General features: G+C 49.1%; 18 protein-coding genes and 2 pseudogenes. 8 read left to right on the top strand and 12 right to left on the bottom strand.

Features of this window, described 5'->3' with window-relative positions:
* Positions 1–25: 25 nt before the first annotated feature.
* From HCG48_RS14390 to HCG48_RS26100, 3 genes and pseudogenes are all read right to left on the bottom strand, one after another.
* Positions 26–865: a uroporphyrinogen-III synthase gene (locus HCG48_RS14390; RefSeq protein WP_168569779.1), complete on the bottom strand. Its 840-nt coding sequence runs from the start codon at positions 863–865 to the stop codon at positions 26–28.
* A gap of 389 nt (positions 866–1,254) precedes the next feature.
* A pseudogene (locus HCG48_RS14395) lies at positions 1,255–2,210 on the bottom strand (IS630 family transposase).
* Between the two features lie 95 nt (positions 2,211–2,305).
* Positions 2,306–3,281: pseudogene (locus HCG48_RS26100) on the bottom strand (IS630 family transposase); the annotation flags it as partial.
* A gap of 330 nt (positions 3,282–3,611) precedes the next feature.
* Between HCG48_RS26100 and HCG48_RS14410 the strand changes: the two are divergent.
* Positions 3,612–4,124 carry an REP-associated tyrosine transposase gene (locus HCG48_RS14410; protein ID WP_168569782.1) on the top strand — a complete coding sequence of 171 codons (513 nt, stop codon included), beginning with the start codon at positions 3,612–3,614 and terminating at the stop codon, positions 4,122–4,124.
* Between the two features lie 1,026 nt (positions 4,125–5,150).
* The gene (locus HCG48_RS14415) at positions 5,151–5,414 is read left to right on the top strand and encodes a hypothetical protein (RefSeq protein ID WP_168569783.1); all 264 of its coding nucleotides are present in this window, start codon (positions 5,151–5,153) and stop codon (positions 5,412–5,414) included.
* Positions 5,415–5,617: 203 nt separating this feature from the next.
* On the opposite strand, the gene HCG48_RS14420 is transcribed toward HCG48_RS14415, so the two are convergent.
* From HCG48_RS14420 to HCG48_RS14445, 6 genes are all read right to left on the bottom strand, one after another.
* Positions 5,618–9,019: a Calx-beta domain-containing protein gene (locus HCG48_RS14420; protein ID WP_168569784.1), complete on the bottom strand. Its 3,402-nt coding sequence runs from the start codon at positions 9,017–9,019 to the stop codon at positions 5,618–5,620.
* Between the two features lie 480 nt (positions 9,020–9,499).
* Positions 9,500–10,288, bottom strand: coding sequence for a hypothetical protein (locus HCG48_RS14425; protein WP_168569785.1), 789 nt, complete (start codon positions 10,286–10,288; stop codon positions 9,500–9,502).
* A 637-nt stretch (positions 10,289–10,925) separates the two neighbouring features.
* The gene (locus HCG48_RS14430) at positions 10,926–11,528 is read right to left on the bottom strand and encodes a PEP-CTERM sorting domain-containing protein (protein WP_168569786.1); all 603 of its coding nucleotides are present in this window, start codon (positions 11,526–11,528) and stop codon (positions 10,926–10,928) included.
* 689 nt (positions 11,529–12,217) lie between these two features.
* Entirely contained in the window at positions 12,218–13,000 is a 783-nt protein-coding gene (locus HCG48_RS26870) for an RNA polymerase sigma factor (protein WP_210437037.1), read from the bottom strand.
* Positions 13,001–13,042: 42 nt separating this feature from the next.
* Positions 13,043–13,372, bottom strand: a complete 330-nt coding sequence (locus tag HCG48_RS26875) for an RNA polymerase sigma factor (protein WP_375339315.1) — start codon at positions 13,370–13,372, stop codon at positions 13,043–13,045.
* Positions 13,373–13,712: 340 nt separating this feature from the next.
* Positions 13,713–14,186 (bottom strand): calcium-binding protein, encoded by a 474-nt coding sequence (locus tag HCG48_RS14445; RefSeq protein WP_168569788.1) that lies wholly within the window; start codon positions 14,184–14,186, stop codon positions 13,713–13,715.
* A 1,090-nt stretch (positions 14,187–15,276) separates the two neighbouring features.
* Between HCG48_RS14445 and HCG48_RS14450 the strand changes: the two genes are divergently transcribed.
* From HCG48_RS14450 to HCG48_RS14465, 4 genes are all read left to right on the top strand, one after another.
* A complete protein-coding gene (locus HCG48_RS14450) occupies positions 15,277–16,386 on the top strand; it encodes an S-(hydroxymethyl)glutathione dehydrogenase/class III alcohol dehydrogenase (RefSeq protein ID WP_168569789.1) in 1,110 nt (369 codons plus the stop codon).
* A gap of 70 nt (positions 16,387–16,456) precedes the next feature.
* Positions 16,457–17,296 (top strand): S-formylglutathione hydrolase, encoded by an 840-nt coding sequence (fghA, locus tag HCG48_RS14455; protein WP_168569790.1) that lies wholly within the window; start codon positions 16,457–16,459, stop codon positions 17,294–17,296.
* A 48-nt stretch (positions 17,297–17,344) separates the two neighbouring features.
* The gene (locus HCG48_RS14460) at positions 17,345–17,707 is read left to right on the top strand and encodes a ferredoxin thioredoxin reductase catalytic beta subunit (protein ID WP_168569791.1); all 363 of its coding nucleotides are present in this window, start codon (positions 17,345–17,347) and stop codon (positions 17,705–17,707) included.
* A 4-nt stretch (positions 17,708–17,711) separates the two neighbouring features.
* On the top strand, positions 17,712–18,146 hold the full coding sequence (locus HCG48_RS14465; protein ID WP_168569792.1) for a DUF309 domain-containing protein: 435 nt from the start codon (positions 17,712–17,714) through the stop codon (positions 18,144–18,146).
* A 106-nt stretch (positions 18,147–18,252) separates the two neighbouring features.
* Here the strand turns inward: HCG48_RS14465 and HCG48_RS14470 are convergent, their stop codons facing one another.
* The 3 genes from HCG48_RS14470 to rppA all read right to left on the bottom strand — a co-directional run bounded on the left by HCG48_RS14470 (position 18,253) and on the right by rppA (position 21,731).
* Complete coding sequence (locus tag HCG48_RS14470) at positions 18,253–19,389, bottom strand: redoxin domain-containing protein (RefSeq protein WP_168569793.1); 1,137 nt, start codon at positions 19,387–19,389, stop codon at positions 18,253–18,255.
* A 362-nt stretch (positions 19,390–19,751) separates the two neighbouring features.
* Positions 19,752–21,041, bottom strand: a complete 1,290-nt coding sequence (locus HCG48_RS14475) for a sensor histidine kinase (RefSeq protein WP_168569794.1) — start codon at positions 21,039–21,041, stop codon at positions 19,752–19,754.
* Positions 21,042–21,056: 15 nt separating this feature from the next.
* Complete coding sequence (rppA, locus tag HCG48_RS14480) at positions 21,057–21,731, bottom strand: two-component system response regulator RppA (protein ID WP_168569795.1); 675 nt, start codon at positions 21,729–21,731, stop codon at positions 21,057–21,059.
* A gap of 58 nt (positions 21,732–21,789) precedes the next feature.
* Between rppA and HCG48_RS14485 the strand changes: the two genes are divergently transcribed.
* Together HCG48_RS14485 and HCG48_RS14490 are read left to right on the top strand one after the other, a co-directional pair.
* On the top strand, positions 21,790–22,173 hold the full coding sequence (locus HCG48_RS14485) for a hypothetical protein (protein ID WP_200669548.1): 384 nt from the start codon (positions 21,790–21,792) through the stop codon (positions 22,171–22,173).
* Positions 22,174–22,681: 508 nt separating this feature from the next.
* Positions 22,682–23,152: an LptA/OstA family protein gene (locus HCG48_RS14490; protein WP_168569797.1), complete on the top strand. Its 471-nt coding sequence runs from the start codon at positions 22,682–22,684 to the stop codon at positions 23,150–23,152.
* Positions 23,153–23,168 lie beyond the last annotated feature (16 nt).

Genomic DNA, 23,168 nt, shown 5'->3' on the forward strand with positions numbered 1-23,168 from the left:
TCGATCGCCCCACGGGATCGGGGCTTTACGCGAGGACGGGGACGGGTTGGAAGTGCGCGGCGATTTCGGTGGCAAATCCGATGAAGGAACTGTAATCGCGGGCGACAATGGCCACGTTTAAGCCGCAGGTTTTGGCGTGGTGGGCGGTGTAGGGACCAAAACAGGCGATCGTGTAGGGGTTTAGGTCCGATGGGGAGACGACGGTTAATAGGGCTTCGATTTCGGCGCTGCTGCTGAAGGCGATCGCGTCGAGTTGACCGGATTTCAACAATTCTAATTCAACTTGATAACAAGCCGGATCGATGACGGCGGTGGTGTAGGCGTTGACCCGAGTCACTTGCAAGCCGAGGTTTTCCAATCCGGCGATAAAGTTGGGCACCACTTCCGGTTCGCGAAAACCGACGATTTCGGGGACGGGAACGAGGATGTTCTGTCCTTCGATGTCGGCGACTTTGCCGAGTTCGGCGACGATCCCTCCGGGACTGGATTCGCCGGGAATCAGATCGACGGTCAAGCCGAGTTCGGCAAGGCGTTCGGCATCTTTGGCAATGGCGCAGGAACAGGGACGGTCGAGGTGGCGCAGGGGAATGCGGAGGGCTTGCATCCGTTCGTAAACGGCTTCGATGCTGTTGCGACTGGTGAAGGCGATCCAATCGAAGTCCGGCAAGTGTTGTAAGGCGTCGTCGAGGGCGTCGGTGCAGCTTAAGGAGCGGGTTTCGATGGTGGGCATCCACAGGGGAAAGCCGCCGCGACGGGCAATTTCGGCGGCGAAGCGAATGGCGTAATTGCGCGGGGCGGTGACTAAAATCCGTTTGCCCCACAGGGGGAGTTGGGAGGAAGGAATCAGAGGGCTAATATCTGTCATGGCAGGTGCGATCGAGTTGAGGGAGGACGGGCGATCGCCGAGTGCTGGATCGAGCTGCGATCGCGAGGGAAAGCACGATTGTTTCCCATGCTATCGGAAAACTCGTCAACCGCACCTGCAAAAAAACTGATGCAGATCTTAAAGATCTTAAGGTGGTTGGGGACGGTCGGGGAAACGGCGGTATCCGTGGGAGGCGATCGTCGGGGCGACTTTATCGAATGATTAAGAAACTGTCGATCGCGAAAATCTCAAAAAACCCTACAGGACATTACTGGACGCTTCCTGTTTCAATCCCCTTGCGGGGAGTCTGGTAGTGCCGTGACCGCGCTAATTTGGTGCATTAGTTGGAAAATTTTCATCAAGTTCAAAAACAGGATATATAGTTTTTCTCAAATATCTGTAATAGTATAACAACAATGTACGAACCAGTTTTTCAGGTCTTTTTCCGAAACCGCCGACAAAGATTTTTCCATAGCTTCTTGTAATTCTTGATAAGTTCTGGTCTTCAGAGACCTTAGACTAGATTTCACTTTAGACCAGCAATTCTCAATTGGATTGAACTCAGGAGAGTCAGGAGGTAAAAATACCAGTTTGGCTCCTACTTTCTCGATGGTTTTTTTAAATTTTTCTCCTTTATAGAGGGTACTATTATAGAGGATCGCACGAGCACCTTTCCAAAGCTTTGGAACCAGCTTATTGACAACAAACGTTTCAAAAGTTAACCCATCTGCTGCCCCTAGAAGGTTAAGGGAAGCTAGAATACTTCTCTGACTAATTGACCCTATACTAGAAATATTTTTCCTCGCTTGTGAGGACGGTTTCCTCTAGCTCTTTTTCCTTTTTTTGCACGACCATTTAACCTAACCAAAGCCAAGTTAACGCCGAATTCATCGACAAAAACCCAGTCTTTAACTGGAGCCGAGCGAATCTTATCCCAAAAGTCTCCTCTGAGCTTTTAGACTCTCTCACTTTTTTTCCCGGTTGGATGAATGGTCTTCTTTTTTCAGGTAAAATTTAGCCTTTTAGTCATTCTCCCCATAGTGGCTCGACTAATTGCAATCCCCGTTTTTTCTTTAAGTAGCTCGCAGAGTTCCTCTAAGGTGGCGTCATTGTTGATTTCTATTAATTCTGCCAAAATTTCTAGATCTTTCGGTTGCAATGTCAGTTTGACCCCTCCCCTAAAAGGCTTTGGTGCGACCTCTCCTGTTTCTCGATACTGCTTTACAAGTTTACTGACAAAACTTTGCGAGACTCCAAAGCGTAAGGCCAGGTCAGATTGAGAAATTTTTTCTCTTTGATAGGCATCTATGATTTTTTGTCGTAAATCTATGGAATAAGCTTTCATCTTCTAATCGACCGCTCAAACTATTCTCTAGATCTTACCACACTTATTCGAGAAATGCTATAAATGTTTGAGCTTGACTCTGGCATCTTCGGTAGAGTTTCAGCCACATTCAGCCAACTTCCATTCCGTGGAGTGTGAATGATTTCTAAGCGCCGAGCTAAACGGTGAGCTTCAGGAACGGGAAAGTTGTTATACAAAGACGTAATCTTATCGGTATTGAGGTGGTCGCATAATTATCGAATTTTCGGGGCATGAGGATAATCAACATGATAATCAACATCTAATAGATGTTTCAACTCAATAGCCCAGTCTGAGGAAGTGCGACTATCTCGACAACTTACCCGTCGCCAACCGCGATGGGGATCTAAAGATATAAACAGAGTTCTTACTCCTTCACGAGTGTAGTGATAGTCTTCTTTGGCATCCATTCCAGGCTGCATCGGCATCGGTTTGTATAAATATCCATGTAATTCCTTGCTGGCTTCATCCATGCAGATTAACGGGATTTCTGAATTCTCCGGACAGGTGTAGTGGTTTAGAACCACTTCCATATCGGCTACGAATCTCGGCAAATCTCGCTCTGGGATGCAGAATCTTTGCTTTTTCCAAAGGCGAAGAAGGTTTTTTTAGTGTTTTTCGCACTGTTTCTCGGCCAATTTCTGTGACAATAGTAGCGTTTTTTCAATTCGGATGTTAAAAGGCGAATACTCCAGTACGCTCTCCCTTGTCGGGGTTCTGAACAACATAGAGCAATGATGTGGGCTTCTGTTGCTCCATCAACAATTGGTTTTACTGGGGGCAACATCCTTCTTTTGCGTTCCAAGGCTGGGGCCATTCCTAATTTGAGAAATTTTTTCTGACTCGACCGACCGTGTTGCGGTGCATGTTCAGCGCACTGGCTATTTCTTCATCTGTCCATTTTTGGGTGGCTTTCTCCCCCTCGTCTGACATCAGTAATATTTGAGCGTGAAGGATTTTCTTTGCTGGCGCATAACCATTGCGGCTAATTGCTTCTAGATTTTTTCTCTCCTCGACACTCAGAATAACTTTGTCTCTTCTTCCTCGTCCCATCTGACTCTCCAACTCACTTCGGCTCTAATATACTATTTTAAAGCGGTCACAGCAGTAGCCCCCACCGAAAAATCCCATTAATAAATATTGGGTTTACACAAACAAAACCGACCCAGAAAAACGGATAATTTCTGGGTGTTTGTGAAATGTGGATGGTGCGATGATGATGTCAGAAACGATCGTGATGGTGGAAATGTGAAGGCGGTGTTTTCCAAAATCCCGGTAGGGTGTGTTGCAGCATCGATAAATCATGGGTTGTAACGAAAATATTAACCTGGCTGCAACGCACCACTATCATAATAATACGATCGCAATTTTCGACTGATTACAATGGCAGAATATCGGCGAGAATATTGGCAGGGGGCAACCTATTTTTTTACACAGGTGACGTGCGATCGCCAGCCGTGGTTGTGCGACGATATGGCTAGGGTAGCGTTGCGACAGGCGATCGAAACGGTTCGCCGTAAACGTCCCTTTCAAATTGATGCTTTTGTCTTACTACCCGACCATTTTCATTGTCTGTGGACGCTACCGGAAAACGACGGGGATTTTTCAACGAGAATGCGTTTGGTGAAAAGCCATGTAACTAGAGCGATCGGCGATCGCTTGAATTTAGAGACAACAATAACCGCATCGCGAAAAGCCCGTCGGGAACGGAATTTATGGCAACGGCGGTTTTGGGAACATCGGGTACGGGACGAACAAGAATTTGCCGCCTATTGCGATTATATTCATATTAACCCAGTGAAACATGGGTTATGTAAATCACCCACAGATTGGCCGTGGTCAAGCATTCATCGGTTTATTCGACAAGGCATTTATCCCCCCGATTGGGGCCAGTAATTTCAATTAAAAATGTCGGTAGGGTGTGTTACGGCGGGAATAAACCAGAATTTTTACCCAAATATTGAAATCGCCGTAACGCACCACATTTCAATTAAAAATTCAAAATTATGTCGGTAGTGTGTTACGGCGGGAATAAATGATGTGTTTTGACGCAAATATTGAAATCGCCGTAACGCACCATCCCCGATATTGATATCATTTGCATGATGCGATGATTCCAATTGGCCGATCGCGCGATTTGGAATGGTGCGTTATGCGGAAATATGATTAATTTGTCACCATTGACATTTTCTGGCCGCATAACACACCCTACCGATGATGGGGTCGCGCGATTTGGAATGGTGCGTTATGCGGAAATATGATTGATTTGTGACGGTTCGCATTTTCTGGCCGCATAACACACCCTACCTTTGATGGGGTCGCGCGATTTGGAATGGTGCGTTATGCGGAAATACCATTAATTTGTTACCATTGACATTTTCTGACCGCATAACACACCCTACCTATGATGGGGTCGCGCGATTTGGAATGGTGCGTTATGCGGAAATATGATTGATTTGTGACGGTTCACATTTTCTGGCCGTATAACACACCCTACCTTTGATGGGGTCGCCCCCGGTAGGGTGTGTTGCGGCATCGATAAATCATGGGTTGTAACGAAAATATCGACATCGCCGCAACGCACCGCCCCGACCGAAAAATCCCATTAATAAATATTGGGTTTACACAGACAAAACCGACCCAGAAAAACGGATCATTTCTGGGTTTTTGTGAAATGTGGATGGTGCGATGATGATGTTATAAACGATTGTAATGGTGGAAATGTGGGGGGTGGTGTTTCCCAAAATCCCGGTAGGGTGTGTTGCGGCATCGATAAATCATGGGTTGTAACGAAAATATTAACCTGGCCGCAACGCACCGCCCCCACCAACAAATCCCATTAATAAATATTGGGTTTACACAGACAAAACCAACCCAGAAAAACGGATCATTTCTGGGTGTTTATGAAATTTGGATGGTGCGATGATGATGTCAGAAACGATCGATTTGGGCGGAAATGTGGAGGGTGGCGTTTCCCAAAATCCCGGTAGGGTGTGTTGCGGCATCGATAAATCATGGGTGTTTACGAAAATATTAACCTGGCCGCAACGCACCGCCCCCACCGAAATGGGTTGTGGCGTTTCCCAAAATCCCGGTAGGGTGTGTTGCGGCATCGATAAATTATGGGTTTGCACGAAAATATTAACCTGGCCGCAACGCACCGCCCCCACCGAAAAATCCCATTAATAAATATTGGGTTTACACAGACAAAACCGACCCAGAAAAACGGATAATTTCTGGGTCGTGGTGGAAATGTGGAGGTGGTGCGTTACGGCGATTTCCATTTTCTCGTGGCGCACGAAGGTTTATTGTCGCCGTAACGCACCCTACCTAACTTGTAGGTTGGGTTGACGAAAGGAAACCCAACACCCTCGGAACCAAGATTAAATCTAGACAACAAAGAGTGTTACCTCAGTATCAGACACACCAGCAGCATTTTCCAAGCGATAACTGAAGGTATTTGTCGCCCCTAGAGCCAAAGCATTAACCAAAGTAATACTACCATCGGAATTAACCGTCAGCGTACCCCCTGCTAACGCCACCGAGCTACCTGCCGCATGATCCGTTACAAAACCGCCCAAATCGCCGTCACCAAAACTGGTAATCGACGCAGCCGGGAAGCCTAACGTATCATTACCGAGCAAGCCGCCGAATGCTGTAAACGGGCTGGCGTTGTAAACCTGCCCAGTTGCATCCAAGAATAGCACATACAATTCCTCGTTGACAGTCGTCGTTGCCGGATCGTTAACACCATCCGCCACCGCAACCGGCGGTATGCCAACCAGGATATTAACGGTTCCATCGGAAGTCCCGGCTGAGTTGGACAACTGATAGTCAAAATTGTAAGAACCAGGCACCGTTGGATTGGTTAAACTGAAACTGCCATCCCCATTCACCGTCAAGGTTCCCCCCGCCAAACCGACAGCATCCCCAGCCGCATTCGTCGTCACATCGCCACCGAGGTCGCCGCCGCCAAATGTTGTTAGGGTCGATACGGGGCTACCCAACATATCGTTATCGAGCAAATCGTTGGTGTCCGTGGTGGCAACGCTCAACGTTCCTCCAGACGCAACCAAGTAACCGCTATCATCGGTGGCCGTTGGTGCAGCAGTCACCTCGATAGTTATTGTGCCGTCATTGGAACCCACCGAATTTTCCAAGCGATAGTTAAAACTGTAAGTTCCGGTGGTATTGGGGTTCGCCAAAGTCAGGCTACCATCGGCATTCACCGTCAAGGTTCCCCCCGCCAAATTGACAGAACTTCCAGCAGTATTGTCCGTCACCGCACCTCCCAAACTTCCACCCCCAAAACGGGTAATGGTAGCCGCAGGCGAACCGACTGTATCGTTGTCGATAATATCGTTCGCATCTGCCGTTGCAATCGTTAAAGTTTGGTTGGTTTCAGCAGTATAGGCATCATCGGTAGCCGTAGGTGGCTCCTGCACTACAATCGTCGCAGTCGCCGTATCCGTTCCTTGGGAATTTTCGAGCTGATAGTCGAATGTAAAGGTTCCTGTCGTGTTGGGATTGGCGAGGCTAATGCTACCATCGGCATTCACCGTTAGTGTCCCACCCGCCAAATTGACAGAGCTTCCAGCAGTATTGTCCGTCACCGCACCCCCCAAACTTCCCCCACCGAATTGAGTCAGGGTGGCGGTGGGAAATCCCAGGGTGTCGTTATCGAGTAGGTCGTTGGTGGCGCTGGTAGCAATGGTTAAGGTTTCACCCACATTGACGTTGTAATTGCCGTCATCGGTGGCCGTTGGTGCAGCAGTAACCTCGATAGTTATTGTGCCGTCATTGGAACCCACCGAATTTTCCAAGCGATAGTTAAAACTGTAAGTTCCGGTGGTATTGGGGTTCGCCAAGCTCAGGCTGCCATCGGCATTCACCGTCAAGGTTCCCCCCGCCAAATTGACAGAACTTCCAGCAGTATTGTCCGTCACCGCACCTCCCAAACTTCCCCCACCGAATTGAGTTAGGGTGGCGGTGGGAAATCCCAGGATGTCGTTGTCGAGTAGGTCGTTGGTGGCGCTGGTAGCAAGGGTGAAGGTTTGACCCACATTGACGTTGTAATTGCCGTCATCCGTCGCCGTTGGTACAGCCGGAGCCGTGTCGTCGTTGAGGATTTTAAACCCAGCATCGGGCTGGGTGGTGCCAATCTGACCTGAACCGCTAAAGCCTGTCATCACCAACCAGATGTACTCGTCATTTTCATGGGTTGTATCGCCCAAAATCTCAAATGGCACGACTTTACTGGTCTCACCCGCAGCAAAACTCACAACGATCGCAGCGCCGTTGAAATCGTCGCCTGCTGTTGCAGTGGTCACGTTGCCACCGCCCTGGTTCGTGCTGAAGCCCAGGGTTACATCCTCCGCAACGGCGTTGGCGCTGCGGTTCAGCGATAGCACAGTGACGGTGTTGGTCGTGTCGCCTTCCTGAACTGGGTTGGAGGCTGTGGAGAAATTGTAAACCGGATTAGAAATTGGCGTTGGCTCCGGTGCTGGTGCTGGCTCCGGTGCTGGTGTTGGTGTTGGTGCTGGTGTTGGTGCTGGTGTTGGTGCTGGTGTTGGCTCCGGTGCTGGTGTTGGTGCTGGTGTTGGTGCTGGTGTTGGCTCCGGTGCTGGTGTTGGTGCTGGTGTTGGCTCCGGTGTCGGCTCCGGTGCTGGTGCTGGTGTTGGAGTCGGGGTTGGCTCCGGTGCTGGTGTTGGCTCCGGTGCTGGTGTTGGCTCCGGTGCTGGTGTTGGAGTCGGGGTTGGCTCCGGTGCAGATATAGGAGTTGGTGTTGGAGTCGGGGTTGGCTCCGGTGCAGATATAGGAGTTGGTGTTGGCTCCGGTGCAGATATAGGAGTTGGTGTTGGCTCCGGTGCTGGTGTTGGCTCCGGTGCTGGTGTTGGAGTCGGGGTTGGCTCCGGTGCAGATATAGGAGTTGGTGTTGGCTCCGGTGCAGATATAGGAGTTGGTGTCGGAGTGGAGGTGAGAGTGAAGGTAGGAATCGGTAACGGACGAGAAGCCTGACTTGAATCGGATTCTGGGGTAGGAGTCAGGGGAATAAAGTCGCTGGCTTCCAGATTGGTGACACCGATAACTGTTGCCAAAAATTGACCGCTTTCGCTGTCGCGAATTACCGTGTTGCAATTTTCCACAGTTAATGTCAACTGGTCAAATGTTAGGTCGCCAATCAGTTCGATGCGATCTTCGCCGTTGCTGAAATCCTCGATGCGATCGGCCTCAGCTAGGGTGTTCCCACCTGTAGAGATAACTCCCGGAATCCCGGTCAAACGACCGATCGCAAAAATATCGTTGCCCTCGCCCCCAATCAGCGTATCGCTGCCAATATCTCCAGAGAGGCGATCGTTGCCAGCCTCTCCTTGCAGTAGGTCATTGTCTTTCCCACCCCAGAGGGTGTCGTCTCCGGCATCGCCGATGAGGGTGTCTCGCCCTCTGTTGCCAAACAACAAATCACTCTCGACATCGGCGATAGAAGTGGGGTCTAAGGTTCCGCCCCGGATGAAATCGTCGCCGAAGTCACCCAGGATGGTGTCTTTGCCTAAGTCGCCGTAAAGATGGTCGCCATCTTTGCCACCCCAAATGGTGTCATTGTCCCGTCCGCCAAATATCGTGTCGCGTCCGGTGTTGCCTGCCAGGACATCGCCACCTTGATTGCCAAAGATGAGATCGTTCGCGTCCAATCCAGTGGCGATATCGTTGCCTGCCAACGCTTGAATCATGTCAGCGTTCGGGGTTCCAATCAGGACATCGCTGCCAAACGTACCGAGGATTTCCATCATTCTGTTGAATTTCAGGTTGTAATAATAAGAATTGCTGCTATGAAGAGTAGAAAAACGCAACCTGTACCGAGTTTTCCGAGTCCTATTCAATTGAGTTTAATAGAAATCCACAAAAATTACTCGGTAAAAAAAATACAATCTTTGTATATAAGAGCAACTAAGGGTGAATTGCACAACCCATTTAGCCCGTATTCCCCACGACAATTTGTTGTATATTGCCAACTAGACTCTTGCCTAGCGTCAAGCGCTCTATCCCCCTAAAGAGCCGTTTTCTGGTAACGCACAAAGGTTTATTGTCGCCGCAACGCACCCTACCTGCTTGGGTTCCATGCCATCCGGTGCCGCCCCCATGATAGAGACTCAAAAATTCGCCATGTCCCGTTTGGGCATATCGCCTTAATATGGAGTGCTTGCCGGAACGTATAAGTCAGCGTTCGGTAGTATGTCAAAAATTTTAATTTTTGGTATGAGATTTCTTCCTCACTCGCTCCAGGTGATCGTGCATATTACTTCTTTTTTGTCAGGTGGAGAAGGAGAATCAGCTTTTTTATATTTTATAAAATCTTCATCCTCTAATGAAAGTAATTTGTAAATCGATCCATATTGATACAAATTTCCTTTGCAATAGTATATCCAGTGCGCTATTTGTTGATAGTCATGGAATTCTTCAAGCATTCTTGTGTTGGAAGGTAATTCAGAGTTTAGGTCTTCTCTGACTCCTATGATTGCTTCATCTACATCTGGGTTGAACACTCGGTCATTTTGATCTATTCTTTGTGTTAGTCTTAGTTTTGGATGAGGGTCTCCCAAGCGCTCATGGGCGAATTTTAGATAATCAAGTATAGTTCTTGGTGTCATTGCTACCCCTAGCGGTTTTAGGTTTTCTATATCTCCGTGACAGCTTGAAGCATCTTCAAATTTTTTCGCTAATATCTTTGCCCAAAATACTACATCATCAAGTTCATTTTCTTCCTCCATAGAATTATTATTCTTAACTTGAAAATATTTCTCACCGAATAATTTTGTGAATTCAACTATTTCGGATAAAACTCCTTGCGCTTCCAACTCCTCCTTTTCTTTTTTTTCTATCAACTGTTTTATATAGTACGATACTTCTGAATAAATTATTTTATCCACGCTTGTTTTTGAAAATTCTTGGAAACGTTGTCGATACCTCACATTTGTTTGATATAGTGCATATAGGGCTGCACAGAATCCACATATGCCAGCAGTTTGATTGGGCTGCGTTATCCATTCATTTATGACCATTTTTGGAGTTCCTTAGTAGCTAGTCTCAATCATAAGACGATTGAAGTTTTGTTTTTCTGAATCTTTTTTCCTGTACCTCATACACCCATAGATTACAAGCCGGTTTTGGTGTAATTTAGACTTTCAGTGTTTTTTGCTTTCTAAATATAATACGTTTCTCCCCATGATTTTCTGAACTCTGAAGAGTCGCTCCGACAAAAGTAGCGATCGCTTGTCCTATTGTTTTATTAGCTGCCGTTGATACTTCACCTCTTGCTGGATGTGTTGTTAAAAGTTATCGACTAACTTATAAGTTATCCACGAATTCCTAGCGATACATTCTGAATGGAGAAGCTCTTGATAAAAGTCAAATAAACCTCTGGCGCAACTATTCCAATATCTAGCGATCGCCTCTCCTCTTCCCTTCCATCCCACACCCTGCATAAAACTCTGCCAAAAAACAGACAATCTTGATAATAAAGGTGGGTCTCTACTAACATTAACCACATCAGTAATATTCAACCCAACGATCGCCTTTAATCTCATGTACGATTGAATACTTATCAATAAGGGAGCGGGGAAAGGATAAAATAGAGAGATTTGCCCGTATCTAGCAAATGCCACTTTCCCCTACGAGGTATTGCGGGCGTTCAAACAGTTAGGCTTTGGCCTTTTTCCTGCTTCCCACCATAAAACCGCCCACTGTAATAAAACCTAGTATCAGGCTAGGCTCTGGGACAGAGGCCATCTCCGTCGCCACGATTTCGGTCCCTATTACTTGAGGAGGAGCTGCTGGATCGGGGCTTGACGGCTCCGCCACCACCGCCGTCGCAACTGGATTGGAAAAGGAAACTTTGTCGTATGTATCCTCAAAGTCATTCAAAATCGAGAAGCGGAACACACCCTCGCGCGCCAAGAGAAACCGATCGTTTGAAACCTGCAAGAAACCCAGCTCCTCCCTAAACAAATCAAAATATAACCACTCCAAATCAATCGCTCCTCCTCCTAGCTCCTCTAATCCCGCAAGCTCAAAGGATAGGACTTCACCATTTAGGGAGTTAATTATTCCGTTGTTGTCAATATCCTCACCCTCAAAGGAAAATACTACATCATTATCAGGATACAAATCATCCCAGGTGATTTCCCATGATAAAGGAGCAGCAACAGATTTGAGAGGAGAGACGATCGCCATTGTCATTCCCAACGCCAAAGCAGCACACAATTTTTGAGCATTCCTAACCAACATGATTTCTGACCTCATCAACAATTTTGAACAATTCAACAAAAAAAGTAGGATTGACTCGATCGCTCCTTCTATTTAATAAGACAGTTTTGGGTGGCAGTTTGTGAACTTTTTTGCCTCAAAATCGAAAATTTTTTTTTTGAGGAAGGTGACAAGGCCATTTTCCCCGTAGGTTGGCTGTTGGAGACCCTAAATCAATAGTGTTGGGTTCCACGGAGGTTCGCACAACCTACAACCGGGTTTTTTCTGCCAATACCCTCGTCAGCTTTTTAATAGAACTGAGATATTGCACCAATTGCAATTACCGTCGGGGAATAAATTCCCCGCCTCAAAGCTCAAGTCCTCTAAAGAGGACTAAAATCAAGTTATCGCGACTGCTTTCAGTCGGTTTCAACTGAGATATTGCACCAATTGCAATTACCGTCGGGGAATAAATTCCCCGCCTCAAAGCTCAAGTCCTCTAAAGAGGACTAAAATCAAGTTATCGCGACTGCTTTCAGTCGGTTTCAACCGACTTTAGCTTTGAGACAGGGATTTTAATCCCTGGCGGGCTGGCGGGCGATCGGGTTCCCCCCAGATTTGGGGGGTTAGGGGGGCAAAATCAACCCATTTGCGTCCTAAGATAGAATTTGCTCCATCTATTAATAAGACAGTTTTGGGTGGCAGTTTGTGAACTTTTCTGCCTCAAAATAGAGAAAATTTCTTTCTTAAGGAGAACGACAGGGCCATTTTCCCGATAACAGGGTCATTTTTTCCGTAGGTAAGCTGCTGGAAACCGGAACCCAAGGCCCCCTGAAAGGCAAAGAAAGAAGCTGGATTTTACTAAATACCGATCGCCCCTTACCGATTAACCTTTTTTTCCCGCGTCCAATCTGGCCTGACGCAAAATAGCACCAGACCCATCTTCCGGGCAATTCAAATTGATATCTATTCTTAATCCGAAGCGATAACCTTGCATTGGCCAAGATAGCCCCGACTGCCTGGGGTCGAAGAACCAAGGCAAACTTACTCGATCGCAATTTAGATTTCAGCCCGGGTTCGGGACTTACGCACAAGGAACCAAATTTGGGCCTTTGAGATTGCTCTCTCCTCGGCAACAACAGAAATGGCCGTTGGAGTTCTTCTTTTGGCCTCAGTTCTGCTGGATTAACCCTTGCTGGGTTCCGTTTCGCTTCATCCAACCTACCAGAGACCGGTTCCCCCACCGACAACTCATCCGCACTCGTCTCTTCCACATCCGCTGCCAACAACGCCGGTTCCCCCACCGGCAACTCATCCGCACTCGTCCCTTCCACATCCGCTGCCAACGAAGAACTAGACTCCTCTGCCACTCCCTCATACTCGTTCCATCGCTCTCGCAAAATGGCCCTGGCATTAGAAACCCGCTTGCGGGCCGTACCCTGAGAAATCGCCAACCGTTCCGCTATCTCCTTGTAAGACAACTCCTCCTTCCAGTAGAGAAGAAAAGTCTCCCGCAATTTGGGGGACAAATTATTTATTTCTCCCTCAAAAAATAATTCGAGATCTTGCCGCTACGCGGCAAGATCTGGTTCTTCTTCCTGGCTAACCCATAGCTCTTCCTTAGCTTCACAGGAAAATAGGCGATCGCGCTTTTTAAGCAGGTTCGTGCAAAGATTATTCACCAATCTAACCAACCACACCTTCACATTATCAATAGGTTTGCTGCTGGTTCGCCAAGCCTCCCTAGCCCTCAGCATAGCCATACCCAGAACATCTTCCGCCTCCGTTTGGTTGCCCCTCATGCGTCGGAGGCAGCAATTGTAGAGACAGCCTTGATACTGTTGCCACTCCCGCCAAAATATTGAATCAATACTTGTAGTTCTTTTGTGCCTACCTAGCATCTTTGTAACTCCGTCTCCTTTCGGATAGCAAAAATTAAGCTAGGCACCCCGGGTTTCTCAATTCTCTGTTTGCACTTTTGTTACCTCTAGTCTAGATTCCAGGTTTGCTGTCGTCAAAAACCCAAGTCACTGTCAAATTTAAAATTTCGTGTTAGTAACTCTCGTCCGTTGCAACTCGTACTGGACCGACACACTTTAAACGGTGGGTTGCTTAGGTTTCAGCCGCCTAACCCACCCTACACGAAAGCTACGACCTCTGCACGATCGGCAAACTGCCAAGCTTAACTTGGCTTGACAGGAAGTTATAGCGATCGCGTTTTCGATGCTTTCCGGGCGATCGTCAAACGGGCTTGGCTGTGGCGGTGAAGGGGTAGGGGCGATCGTTGCCAGCCTCTCCTTGCAGTAGGTCATTGTCTTTCCCACCCCAGAGAATATCGTCTCCGGCATCGCCGATGAGGGTGTCTCGCCCTCTGTTGCCAAACAACAAATCACTCTCGACATCGGCAGTAGAAGTGGGGTCTAAGGTTCCGCCCCGGATGAAATCGTCACCGAAGTCACCCCAGATGGTGTCTTTGCCTAAGTCGCCGTAAAGATGGTCGCCATCTTTGCCACCCCAAATGGTGTCATTGTCCCGTCCGCCAAATATCGTGTCGCGTCCGGTGTTGCCTGCCAGAACATCGCCACCTTGATTGCCAAAGATGAGATCGTTCGCGTCCAATCCAGTGACGATATCGTTCCCTGCCAACGCTTGGATCATGTCAGCGTTCGGGGTTCCAGTCAGGCGATCGTTGCCAAATGTACCGAGGATTTCCATAGTTCTGTTGAATTTCAGGTTGTAATAATAAGAATTGCTGCTATGAAGAGTAGAAAAACGCAACCTGTACCGAGTTTTCCGAGTCCTATTCAATTGAGTTTAATAGAAATCCACAAAAATTACTCGGTAAAAAAATACAATCTTTGTATATAATAGCAACTAAGGGTGAATTGCACAACTCATTTAGCCCGTATTCCCCACGACAATTTGTTGTATATTGCCAACTAGACTCTTGCCTAGCGTCAAGCGCTCTATCCCCCTAAAGAGCCGTTTTCTGGTAACGCACAAAGGTTTATTGTCGCCGCAACACACCCTACCTGTTTTACAATCTAAACGTACAATTTATCTAAGAAAAGAGTAATGACATTGCGCGAGCAGCTTTTGGACGAGATTAGGCAGCTACTCGAACCAAAGGTGGCGGAAGTTTTGCATTGAGTGCGTCAACTTCGGGAGCAAAAGCGATTTGATTGGGATGCGTGGTGGATGAGCTTTGGGGCTATTTCAGATGATTTGATGAGCGATCGCAATCAACCCAGCCTACCGCAGCATGATGATTGGTGTGAGTAAGACGCGTGAAGGACTTATTCGATACCAAAATTTATATTTACATCATGAAACAACGCCCGGCATCAATTTTGCAACGCTTTCGTGTAATGAATCAAAACGATACCGCAACGCACCATATCTCTAAAAAAAATTGATAGAATCGCCGAAAAATAGGAGCAAACCGTCAATGATTGCCAGCAGCGACAAGCTTTTTATCTCTCCCAAAGAATACCTCGAAAGCGATCGAGCAACGAGATGGTGCGTGACGCGGATATTTCACGAACCTGACGATACAGCCAATTTGTTGACCGCGTCACACACCCTACCAACTTATTGTTTTAATATATATTTTGTTGCCGTTGTCAGCAACGAGATGGTGCGTGACGCGGATATTTCACGAACCTGACAATATAGCCAATTTGTTGACCGCGTCACACACCCTCCCCTCTACCCTCTTCAGCAAGAAACGAGATCGCGCCGATCGCGAATACGGAACCCTCCGTACCGATACAATAAACTGAGCATTGTACAGAGGGTTCAGATCATGAAAGTCAAAGCTGCAGTCGCCCACGCGCCACAACAACGATTGACCATCGAACAAGTCGATTTAGAAGGACCCAAAGCGGGTGAAGTTCTCGTCGAAATTAAAGCGACTAGCGTTTGTCATACCGATGCTTATACCCTCTCCGGGGCCGACCCCGAAGGGCTGTTTCCGGCGATTTTAGGCCACGAAGGCGCCGGAATTGTAGCGGAAGTCGGCCCGGAAGTCAAAAGCCTCAAACCGGGCGATCGCGTCATCCCCCTTTACGTTCCCGAATGTCGCCACTGTAAATTCTGCCTGTCGGGCAGAACGAACCTCTGTCAGGCGATTCGTAAAACCCAAGGTCAAGGAATGATGCCCGACGGAACCAGCCGTTTTTCCGTCGGTGGAACCCGCCTCTACCACTACATGGGCACCTCTACCTTTTCCAATTACACCGTCGTTCCCGAAATTGCCCTCGCCAAAATCCGCGAAGACGCGCCCTTAGATAAAGTTTGCCTGATCGGATGCGGCGTCACCACCGGAATCGGCGCCGTGATTAACACCGCCAAAGTCAGAGTAGGAGATAACGTCGTCGTTTTCGGTTTGGGGGCCGTCGGCTTAAACGTGATTCAAGGGGCCAGGCTTTCCGGCGCCAATATGATTGTCGGGGTGGATATCAATCCGGGCAAAAAGGCGATCGCCGAAAAACTGGGGATGACTCACTTTGTCAACCCGAAAGAAGTCGAAGGCGACCTCGTCCCCTATCTCGTCGATCTCACCGACGGTGGCGCCGATTATGCATTCGAGTGTATCGGCAACGTCAACGTCATGCGCCAAGCCCTCGAATGCTGTCATAAAGGCTGGGGAACTTGCGTCATTGTCGGCGTCGCCGGGGCGGGGGAAGAAATCTCGACTCGACCCTTTCAATTGGTCACCGGACGGACTTGGAAAGGAACCGCATTCGGCGGAGTCAAAGGTCGCACGGAACTCCCTAAAATTGTCGATTGGTACATGGACGGTAAAATCATTCTCGACGACTTTATCACCCAAGTCATGCCGATTGAAGAAATTAATACGGCGTTTGAATTAATGGAAGAAGGGAAAGCCATTCGCAGCGTCTTAACTTTTTAAATCGAGTAAAGTTCTCGATCGCCCATCAATTTGCTTGCCCATCGAACGACGAAGCTAAACTCTATTCCCAATGCTCGAACTTGTCAGCGAATCTATCTGCTTTGGCGGTAAAGTTAGTTTTTATCGCCATAGTTCAAAAACCTGTAACGGCGAGATGAAATTTGCGGTTTACGAACCGCCCCAGGCGCAAAAACATCCCGTTCCGATCCTCTATTTCCTGTCCGGATTGACCTGTAGCGAAGAAAACTTTACCGTCAAGGCGGGGGCCCAGCGCGTGGCGGCGGAATGCGGCATCATGTTAGTGGTTCCCGATACCAGTCCGCGCCATACGGGAATTCCGGGAGAAGAGGACGACTGGGACTTCGGAAGCGGCGCCGGGTTTTACCTCGATGCGACGGTGGACCCGTGGAAGCAGCACTATCAAATGTATTCTTACGTGGTAGACGAATTACCCGGTCTAATCGCTGCCAATTTCGCCGTCAATCCCCAGAAACAAGGAATTTTCGGTCATTCGATGGGGGGACACGGGGCTCTGGTGTGCGCGTTGAGAAATGGCGATCGCTACGCCTCCGTGTCCGCTTTTGCGCCGATTTGCGCCCCTACGAGCTGTCCGTGGGGGGAAAAGGCTTTTCGAGGGTATTTGGGCGAAGACCGGGGCTTGTGGCGCGCTTACGATGCGACTGAGCTAGTTTTAGAGCATCGGCGCGATCGCCCGATCTTGATCGATCAAGGGTTGGCCGATCCCTTTTTGGCCCAAGGACAACTGCAACCGGAGAAATTCCAGCAGGCTTGCGATCGCGTCGGTCAGCCGCTAACCTTACGAATGCACCCCGGTTACGACCATAGCTATTACTTCATCGCTACCTTTATCGAAGAACACGTCAAATTCCACGCTGAAGTGTTGTACTAAATCGTGCGGTACAATGCCAAAAATAGGATTGCGCGGAGAACACTTGCAATGAATTCTAATGAATCCAACAAATTATCGACCGAAAAAAACCTAGAGGCGATGAAACAATTCGCCCAACAATATGCCAAACGAACCGGGACTTATTTTTGTGCCGACCTCTCCGTCACGGCGGTCGTGATTGAAGGCTTGGCGAAGCATAAAGATGATTTAGGTGCGCCTTTATGTCCCTGTCGCCATTACGAAGATAAAGAAGCGGAAGTCAAAGCGACTTACTGGAATTGCCCGTGCATTCCCATGCGCGAACGCAAGGAATGCCACTGCATGTTGTTCCTGACGGACGATAACGATTTCGCCGGGGAAGCCCAAGAAATTTCGATGGAAGAACTCGAAGCGGTTCGTAACAGTATGTAGGGCGATGAGTGAAGCCATTCCCGAGCAGTTTTGGCAGGGGGTAGAACAGTTTAATCAACGAGAGTTCTACGCCTGCCACGATACTTTAGAGGCGATCTGGATGGAAGCGCCGGAAGTCGATAAAAAGTTTTATCAAGGCATCCTCCAGATTGCCGTATCGTTCTACCATTTAAGTAATCATAATTGGCGAGGGGCGGCAATTTTGTTAGGGGAAGGGGTGAATCGCCTCAGTGGTTATCAGCCGAGTTACTATGAGGTGAATGTCGAACAGTTGCGGCTGGAAAGTATCGCAATTTTGCAATATTTACAAGCAAGGGGACCGGAGAAGGTAGCGGAAGTGGCCGATCGCCTGTTCGGCGATCGCCCGTCCCCTTCGGAACCACTCGATCCGGGGCGATCGCCCGTTCCCTCCTTACCCAAAATTGTTAAAACCTCTTGAGAAAACCCATTAAAAAAGGTCGATGGTTTGGCGGTGGTTAGACTGGCCAAACCATTTTAGTTTTAGCTCAGTTTTTAGAGAAATGGTAGAGAACTTTCAGATCGACTCAACGGGAGGAGATCGCCATTTCTTTTTCTTTCTCTTCTCGTGCTTCGCGATAGCGATCGCGCCGTTCGGCTTCTTGTTCGCCGTAGAAAAACGTCAGTAAGGCAAAGCGTTTTCCGGCGGTAACGTCAGTGGCTTCATGGAGTAAACTGCACGAAAAAATAACAGCAGATCCGGTCTCGGGACGATATAAATGGGGACCGAATTCGGGAAACCGCAGATATCCCCCTTCGTATTCGCCCACATTGAGATTGAGAGTCATCGCAAAACAACGATGGGCCGTTCCGGAGGTAGTATTGTCGCGATGGGGGCGGAAATAACCGCCGCGACTGGCGTCGTAGCAAACAATGCGAAAATCTTCGATGCGGGTGGCATTAAAGCGATGGGCTTTCCAAATTTCGGGAGTGACGCGACGACCTAATAATTCTTTGATTTTTTCTTTAGTTTCTCCCGGTTCGAGAAAGTGGTCGCGCCGAATTTTGTGGGAGTAGTCCATTAAAGCAACAGTTTGACCGTCTACTTCGCGCATAAAGCCGGATTCGCCGTTACCTTGTTCGTGCCAAATTTGAATTAAGTGACGGCAAAAATCCGGTTCAAAAACTTGAGGAATTAATAAAACCGGGGCTTGGTGGAGAATGTGGCGGGGGGAACCGCGATCGAGCAAGTCGTGCAACTCGGCTAAGAGTTGGTAGGGATAGAGGAGGGGGTCGATTTGGCGATCGATTTTAATAATTCTAAAGTTAGTATCGGTGAGAAAAATAGCGGGGGTGGCAGTCCAATAGGATTGACCTTCTATCTCCGCTTTTTCGATGAGATGGTAGGCTTTATAGGTGGATAAAGTCGGGTCGCAAAGTAAGGGAAAAGATAAGCCGCTAGATTCGGCGAGTTGACGGTGAGATTCGACAGAATCGATGCCGATACCGACGATCGCGACGCCGAAGCGTTGGTATTGGGTGAGGGTTTTTTGAAATTGGGCGAGTAAAATACGAGAATTGCGCGTGTTATCTTTACCGTAGAAATAAATTAGCATCGGTTTGCCCGCAAAATCCCCGGGGTCGATCGGTTCTCCATTTTGAGAGAGTAAGGAAAAACCGGGAATGCGATCGCCGACGGATAACGGAACTCTGGTAAAACTCATGAAATTTAATCAGAGAAAGTCGTAGGGGATAGAGAAGGCGATCGCCCTGGGTGGCGATCGCGCCAGGTCGGCAACCCCACACCTCAAGCATAGGAACTAGAGTTCAAGGAGTGAGAAAAGCGATCTCGCTTTCGCCTCGCAATGGTGAACGACGCAAAAGCGAGATCGCGGGCGGATTAAAAAGATGAAAGCTTTTGTGGCAAAAGAGTGACCAGACTGCTATAGCTTCCATCTTCCACGAGATACGCCCAACCCAGGCTGATATCAAAGGGGTTTAGTTTGATATCGACATGGGGGTTGCCATTGACGAGTGTGGACGAGAAAAGTGACAGAAAAATGACAGACCGCGCCGGGCACTAAAATCAATGGATTTTGGCGGGGGAAGCGGCACAAATCGGCAATTCGAGGGTGAAGGTGGTACCGCGATCGCCCGCAGACGCGGCGCCGATCGTACCGCCGTGAACTTCAACGATTTGGGCGACAATCGACAGTCCCAAGCCAAAACTGCCGTGTTGGGGACGGCGGACGAGATCGACCCGGTAGAAGCGATCGAAAATATGGGGTAAATCTTCGGAGGGAATGCCGATCCCGTTGTCTTCGACGGCGATCGCCGCGTGACGCAGTTTCGAGTAAAGCCGAATCGAGATCGGCGTATCCGGCGGGCTGTACTGACAGGCATTATCGAGGAGGTTAAATAGCGCCTGTCGGAGTAGGTCTTCTTCGGCGCGGACGAAGAGGGGGCGATCGCCCATTTTTAAATCAATGGGGTGAGATTGGGCGATCGCCCGTTCCTGAAATTGCGAAACCACCTGAGTTAACCACTCCCGTAAATCGATCGCGGGCAACTTTTGAAAATTTAACCGTCCGCTATAGCGGGATAAAAACAACAGTTGACCGACTAACTCACTCATCCCTTTCGCCAAATTGACGATTTTTTCCAAGCGCATTTGCTGTTGCGATCCGTCGCCGACGGGCAGCATCAAACCGACTTGGGCGTTATTGAGAATCGCCGCCAACGGGGCGCGCAGTTCGTGAGAAGCATCCGCACTAAAGCGCCCGAGTCGATCGTAAGCTTCCCGAATCGGTTGCATCGCCAAACCGCCCAACACCCAACCTGTCAAGCCGATCGCCCCCAACGCCAGGGGAACGCCAAACGTTAAAAACCATCCCAATTGTCGGCTGAATTCCCGAACGGAAGCGAGGGAAATCGCCACTTGTAAATAACCGATGAGTTGACCTTGTTGATAGACCGGAAAAGTCACTTCACGCAACCACGGATCGGCGCGATCGACGGGTCGAACGGTGCGAAATCCAGCGACAGCTTCTAAGTGGGATGGGGGATGAACGCCGACAAACTGGACTAATTTTTTGTGGCGATCGTACCAACGGGCATAAACGATATTGTGGTTGAAGCGCAGGGCATTGGTTCCGAGAACGGGGACTTGTTGTAAGTTGAGCTGCCACGCGCCGCGATGGTAGCGATATTCGACGCTAGACGCCATCACGCGCACGCGGTCGGCTAAGGCGAGATCGAAACTATGGAGGCGATCGCGGAGTTCTAAAACGTAGAGAACCGTACAAAAAATCGTCAGAATACTGCCCATCGACAGGGTAAACCAGCGTGCCAAATTGCGACGGGAACGGTTAAACATGGGGTTGTTTGTTCCTCATGATTTAGGGCGCAGGCGGTAACCGATACCGTAGACCGTTTCGATCCAGTCATGGGCGGCGATCGCCTCCAAACGGCGACGCAGCCGTCGGACTAAGGTGGAAACTGCATTGCTTTCCGGTTCGCTTCCCCAACTCCACAACGACAGTTCGATCTGTTCTCGGGTGAGGATTTGCTGGGGATGGCGTAGAAAATATTCGAGCAGTTGGAATTCCCGAACGGAGAGTTCGACACGGCGATCGCCGCGCGCGACGGTAAGGGTATTTAAGTGCAGGTGCAGATCCGCCAGAGAAAGACTATCTCCCTGCCACAGGGGCGATCGACGGCCCAAAGCGCGCACTCGGGCGAGCAATTCCACCAAATCCACAGGTTTGACCAGGTAATCGTCCGCACCGGAATCTAAGCCGATCACTTTATCGGCGGTCGTATCTTTCGCCGTCAACATCAATACAGGCGAGGTTTTACCCAGCGATCGATAGTGCTGGCAGAGACAGACTCCACTCATTTTCGGCAGCATCCAGTCTAGAATTAACAGGTCGTAGTCTTTTTCCCCAATCAACCACCCGGCAGTTTCGCCATCGCCGATCGCATCGACGATATGTCCGGCTTGAGACAAGGCGGTTTGGATCGGTTCTAATTGTTCCGGGTCATCTTCGACGAGTAATAGTCTCATAACAGGGGGGAGTGGGGTTCAAACAAGCACACCGATCGGAGGTGAGAGATTGGCAAAGTTGGATTTAAAGTCTTTGTCGTCCTGGGGCTGGGAATTTTTGCTGCCCCTACCTTTACTCGGACTGGCATTTTGGGTGGGCACGGGTTGGGCGAGCGATCGCCTGTTGAGTAACGATTATCCGACCACCGAAGAAGTGCAAGCCGATACGGAAGAAGTCGTTCGCGTGTCGATGCAGGTGACCGTTATTAATATTGAAGCGGAAATCCATCAAAGCGAAAATTTTACCGAAGTTCAGGTCAATACGGCCAACTCCGCATTAACTGAATTGCGATTTGAGTTTCCCGTGACCGAATATCGGGCGATCGAAACCGCGATCGCCCAAGAATTAGGGTTATCCATTGAAGCCGTTCGATCCTTAGTCCGCTATCGAATTGATACCTGATCTCGAATCGCGTTCAAATTCCATCCGAGATCGCCTCCCGGACGGTCGGAGTAGCGACCTCGACCAGATTCGCACGTGGGAGGTTGACCGTTCAACCCGATCTAGACTCGGTTGACGACGCACCGCTTCGGCAAAATTTGCTAAGATCGGGCGCTAGCTTGCTGGCGGGGAAACTTCCCCCGGCGATCGCCCGTCTCGAACGAGTAAGCGAATTGACTTTAGATCTTTCATCGAACCCGTTTGGAAACGCCAAACCAGATTGCGGCTTGCAGACTAGAGCGATCGCCAACCCCCAACCATCGGACAACATCAGTGACAGCAATCAGGTACCCCCTCGATCTATGTTCTGACTCCAAACTCTCAACTCTAAAAAAATCTAAACTCTAAAAACCAAAACTCTCCCCCTTCTCTGCCTCCATCCGGATCGACAGGGCGGAGGATTGGGTAAACTACCAAGAGTTCCTCCTTTTTTCTGTAACTTCTCTAGTTGCCGAACTCACCAGCGATTATGATGTCACTGACTTCGTTCCGTTCCTCACCGATCGTACGCTTGGGTTTGGGGGTCGCCGTCCCCTTCGTCGTACTCGGCGCGATCGCCTCGCCGACCTATCCTCAAACCTCCGGCAATCCCGCCGACAGTCGGGCCTTGCGGGTGCGATCGGACATTCAAGAAGCCGACTCCAACACCGGAATTGTCACCGCGCGCGGTAACGTCCGCATCAACTACCCGGCGCGCAACATGCAAGCGACCGCCACCCAAGCGCAATACTTCAGTCGCGAACGGCGGATCGTCCTGACCGGGAATGCTTACGTCCTGCAAGACAACAACAGTATTCGCGGCGAGAAAATCACCTACCTGATCGACGAAGGACGCTTTATCGCCGTCCCCGAAGCCAATCAGCAAGTCGAATCGATTTACTTCGTCACCGATCCCGAAGCCCCCAATGCTTCGGCGGGCGCCCCTCCAGCCACTCCCTAAACCCCAAGGGAGTTAG

Source organism: Oxynema aestuarii AP17, from assembly GCF_012295525.1.
GTDB classification, from domain to species: Bacteria; Cyanobacteriota; Cyanobacteriia; order Cyanobacteriales; family Laspinemataceae; genus Oxynema; species Oxynema aestuarii.

What these genes read in the sequence shown, in the direction of transcription:
- HCG48_RS14470 (WP_168569793.1), bottom strand. Translation starts at nt 19,389, where the DNA reads ATGAGTTTTACCAGAGTTCCGTTATCCGTCGGCGATCGCATTCCCGGT.
- fghA (WP_168569790.1), top strand. Translation starts at nt 16,457, where the DNA reads ATGCTCGAACTTGTCAGCGAATCTATCTGCTTTGGCGGTAAAGTTAGT.
- HCG48_RS14450 (WP_168569789.1), top strand. Translation starts at nt 15,277, where the DNA reads ATGAAAGTCAAAGCTGCAGTCGCCCACGCGCCACAACAACGATTGACC.
- HCG48_RS14465 (WP_168569792.1), top strand. Translation starts at nt 17,712, where the DNA reads ATGAGTGAAGCCATTCCCGAGCAGTTTTGGCAGGGGGTAGAACAGTTT.
- HCG48_RS14425 (WP_168569785.1), bottom strand. Translation starts at nt 10,288, where the DNA reads ATGGTCATAAATGAATGGATAACGCAGCCCAATCAAACTGCTGGCATA.
- rppA (WP_168569795.1), bottom strand. Translation starts at nt 21,731, where the DNA reads ATGAGACTATTACTCGTCGAAGATGACCCGGAACAATTAGAACCGATC.
- HCG48_RS26875 (WP_375339315.1), bottom strand. Translation starts at nt 13,372, where the DNA reads ATGCTAGGTAGGCACAAAAGAACTACAAGTATTGATTCAATATTTTGG.
- HCG48_RS14415 (WP_168569783.1), top strand. Translation starts at nt 5,151, where the DNA reads ATGATGATGTCAGAAACGATCGATTTGGGCGGAAATGTGGAGGGTGGC.
- HCG48_RS14420 (WP_168569784.1), bottom strand. Translation starts at nt 9,019, where the DNA reads ATGATGGAAATCCTCGGTACGTTTGGCAGCGATGTCCTGATTGGAACC.
- HCG48_RS14430 (WP_168569786.1), bottom strand. Translation starts at nt 11,528, where the DNA reads ATGAGGTCAGAAATCATGTTGGTTAGGAATGCTCAAAAATTGTGTGCT.
- HCG48_RS14390 (WP_168569779.1), bottom strand. Translation starts at nt 865, where the DNA reads ATGACAGATATTAGCCCTCTGATTCCTTCCTCCCAACTCCCCCTGTGG.
- HCG48_RS14460 (WP_168569791.1), top strand. Translation starts at nt 17,345, where the DNA reads ATGAATTCTAATGAATCCAACAAATTATCGACCGAAAAAAACCTAGAG.
- HCG48_RS14475 (WP_168569794.1), bottom strand. Translation starts at nt 21,041, where the DNA reads ATGTTTAACCGTTCCCGTCGCAATTTGGCACGCTGGTTTACCCTGTCG.
- HCG48_RS14490 (WP_168569797.1), top strand. Translation starts at nt 22,682, where the DNA reads ATGATGTCACTGACTTCGTTCCGTTCCTCACCGATCGTACGCTTGGGT.
- HCG48_RS14445 (WP_168569788.1), bottom strand. Translation starts at nt 14,186, where the DNA reads ATGGAAATCCTCGGTACATTTGGCAACGATCGCCTGACTGGAACCCCG.
- HCG48_RS14410 (WP_168569782.1), top strand. Translation starts at nt 3,612, where the DNA reads ATGGCAGAATATCGGCGAGAATATTGGCAGGGGGCAACCTATTTTTTT.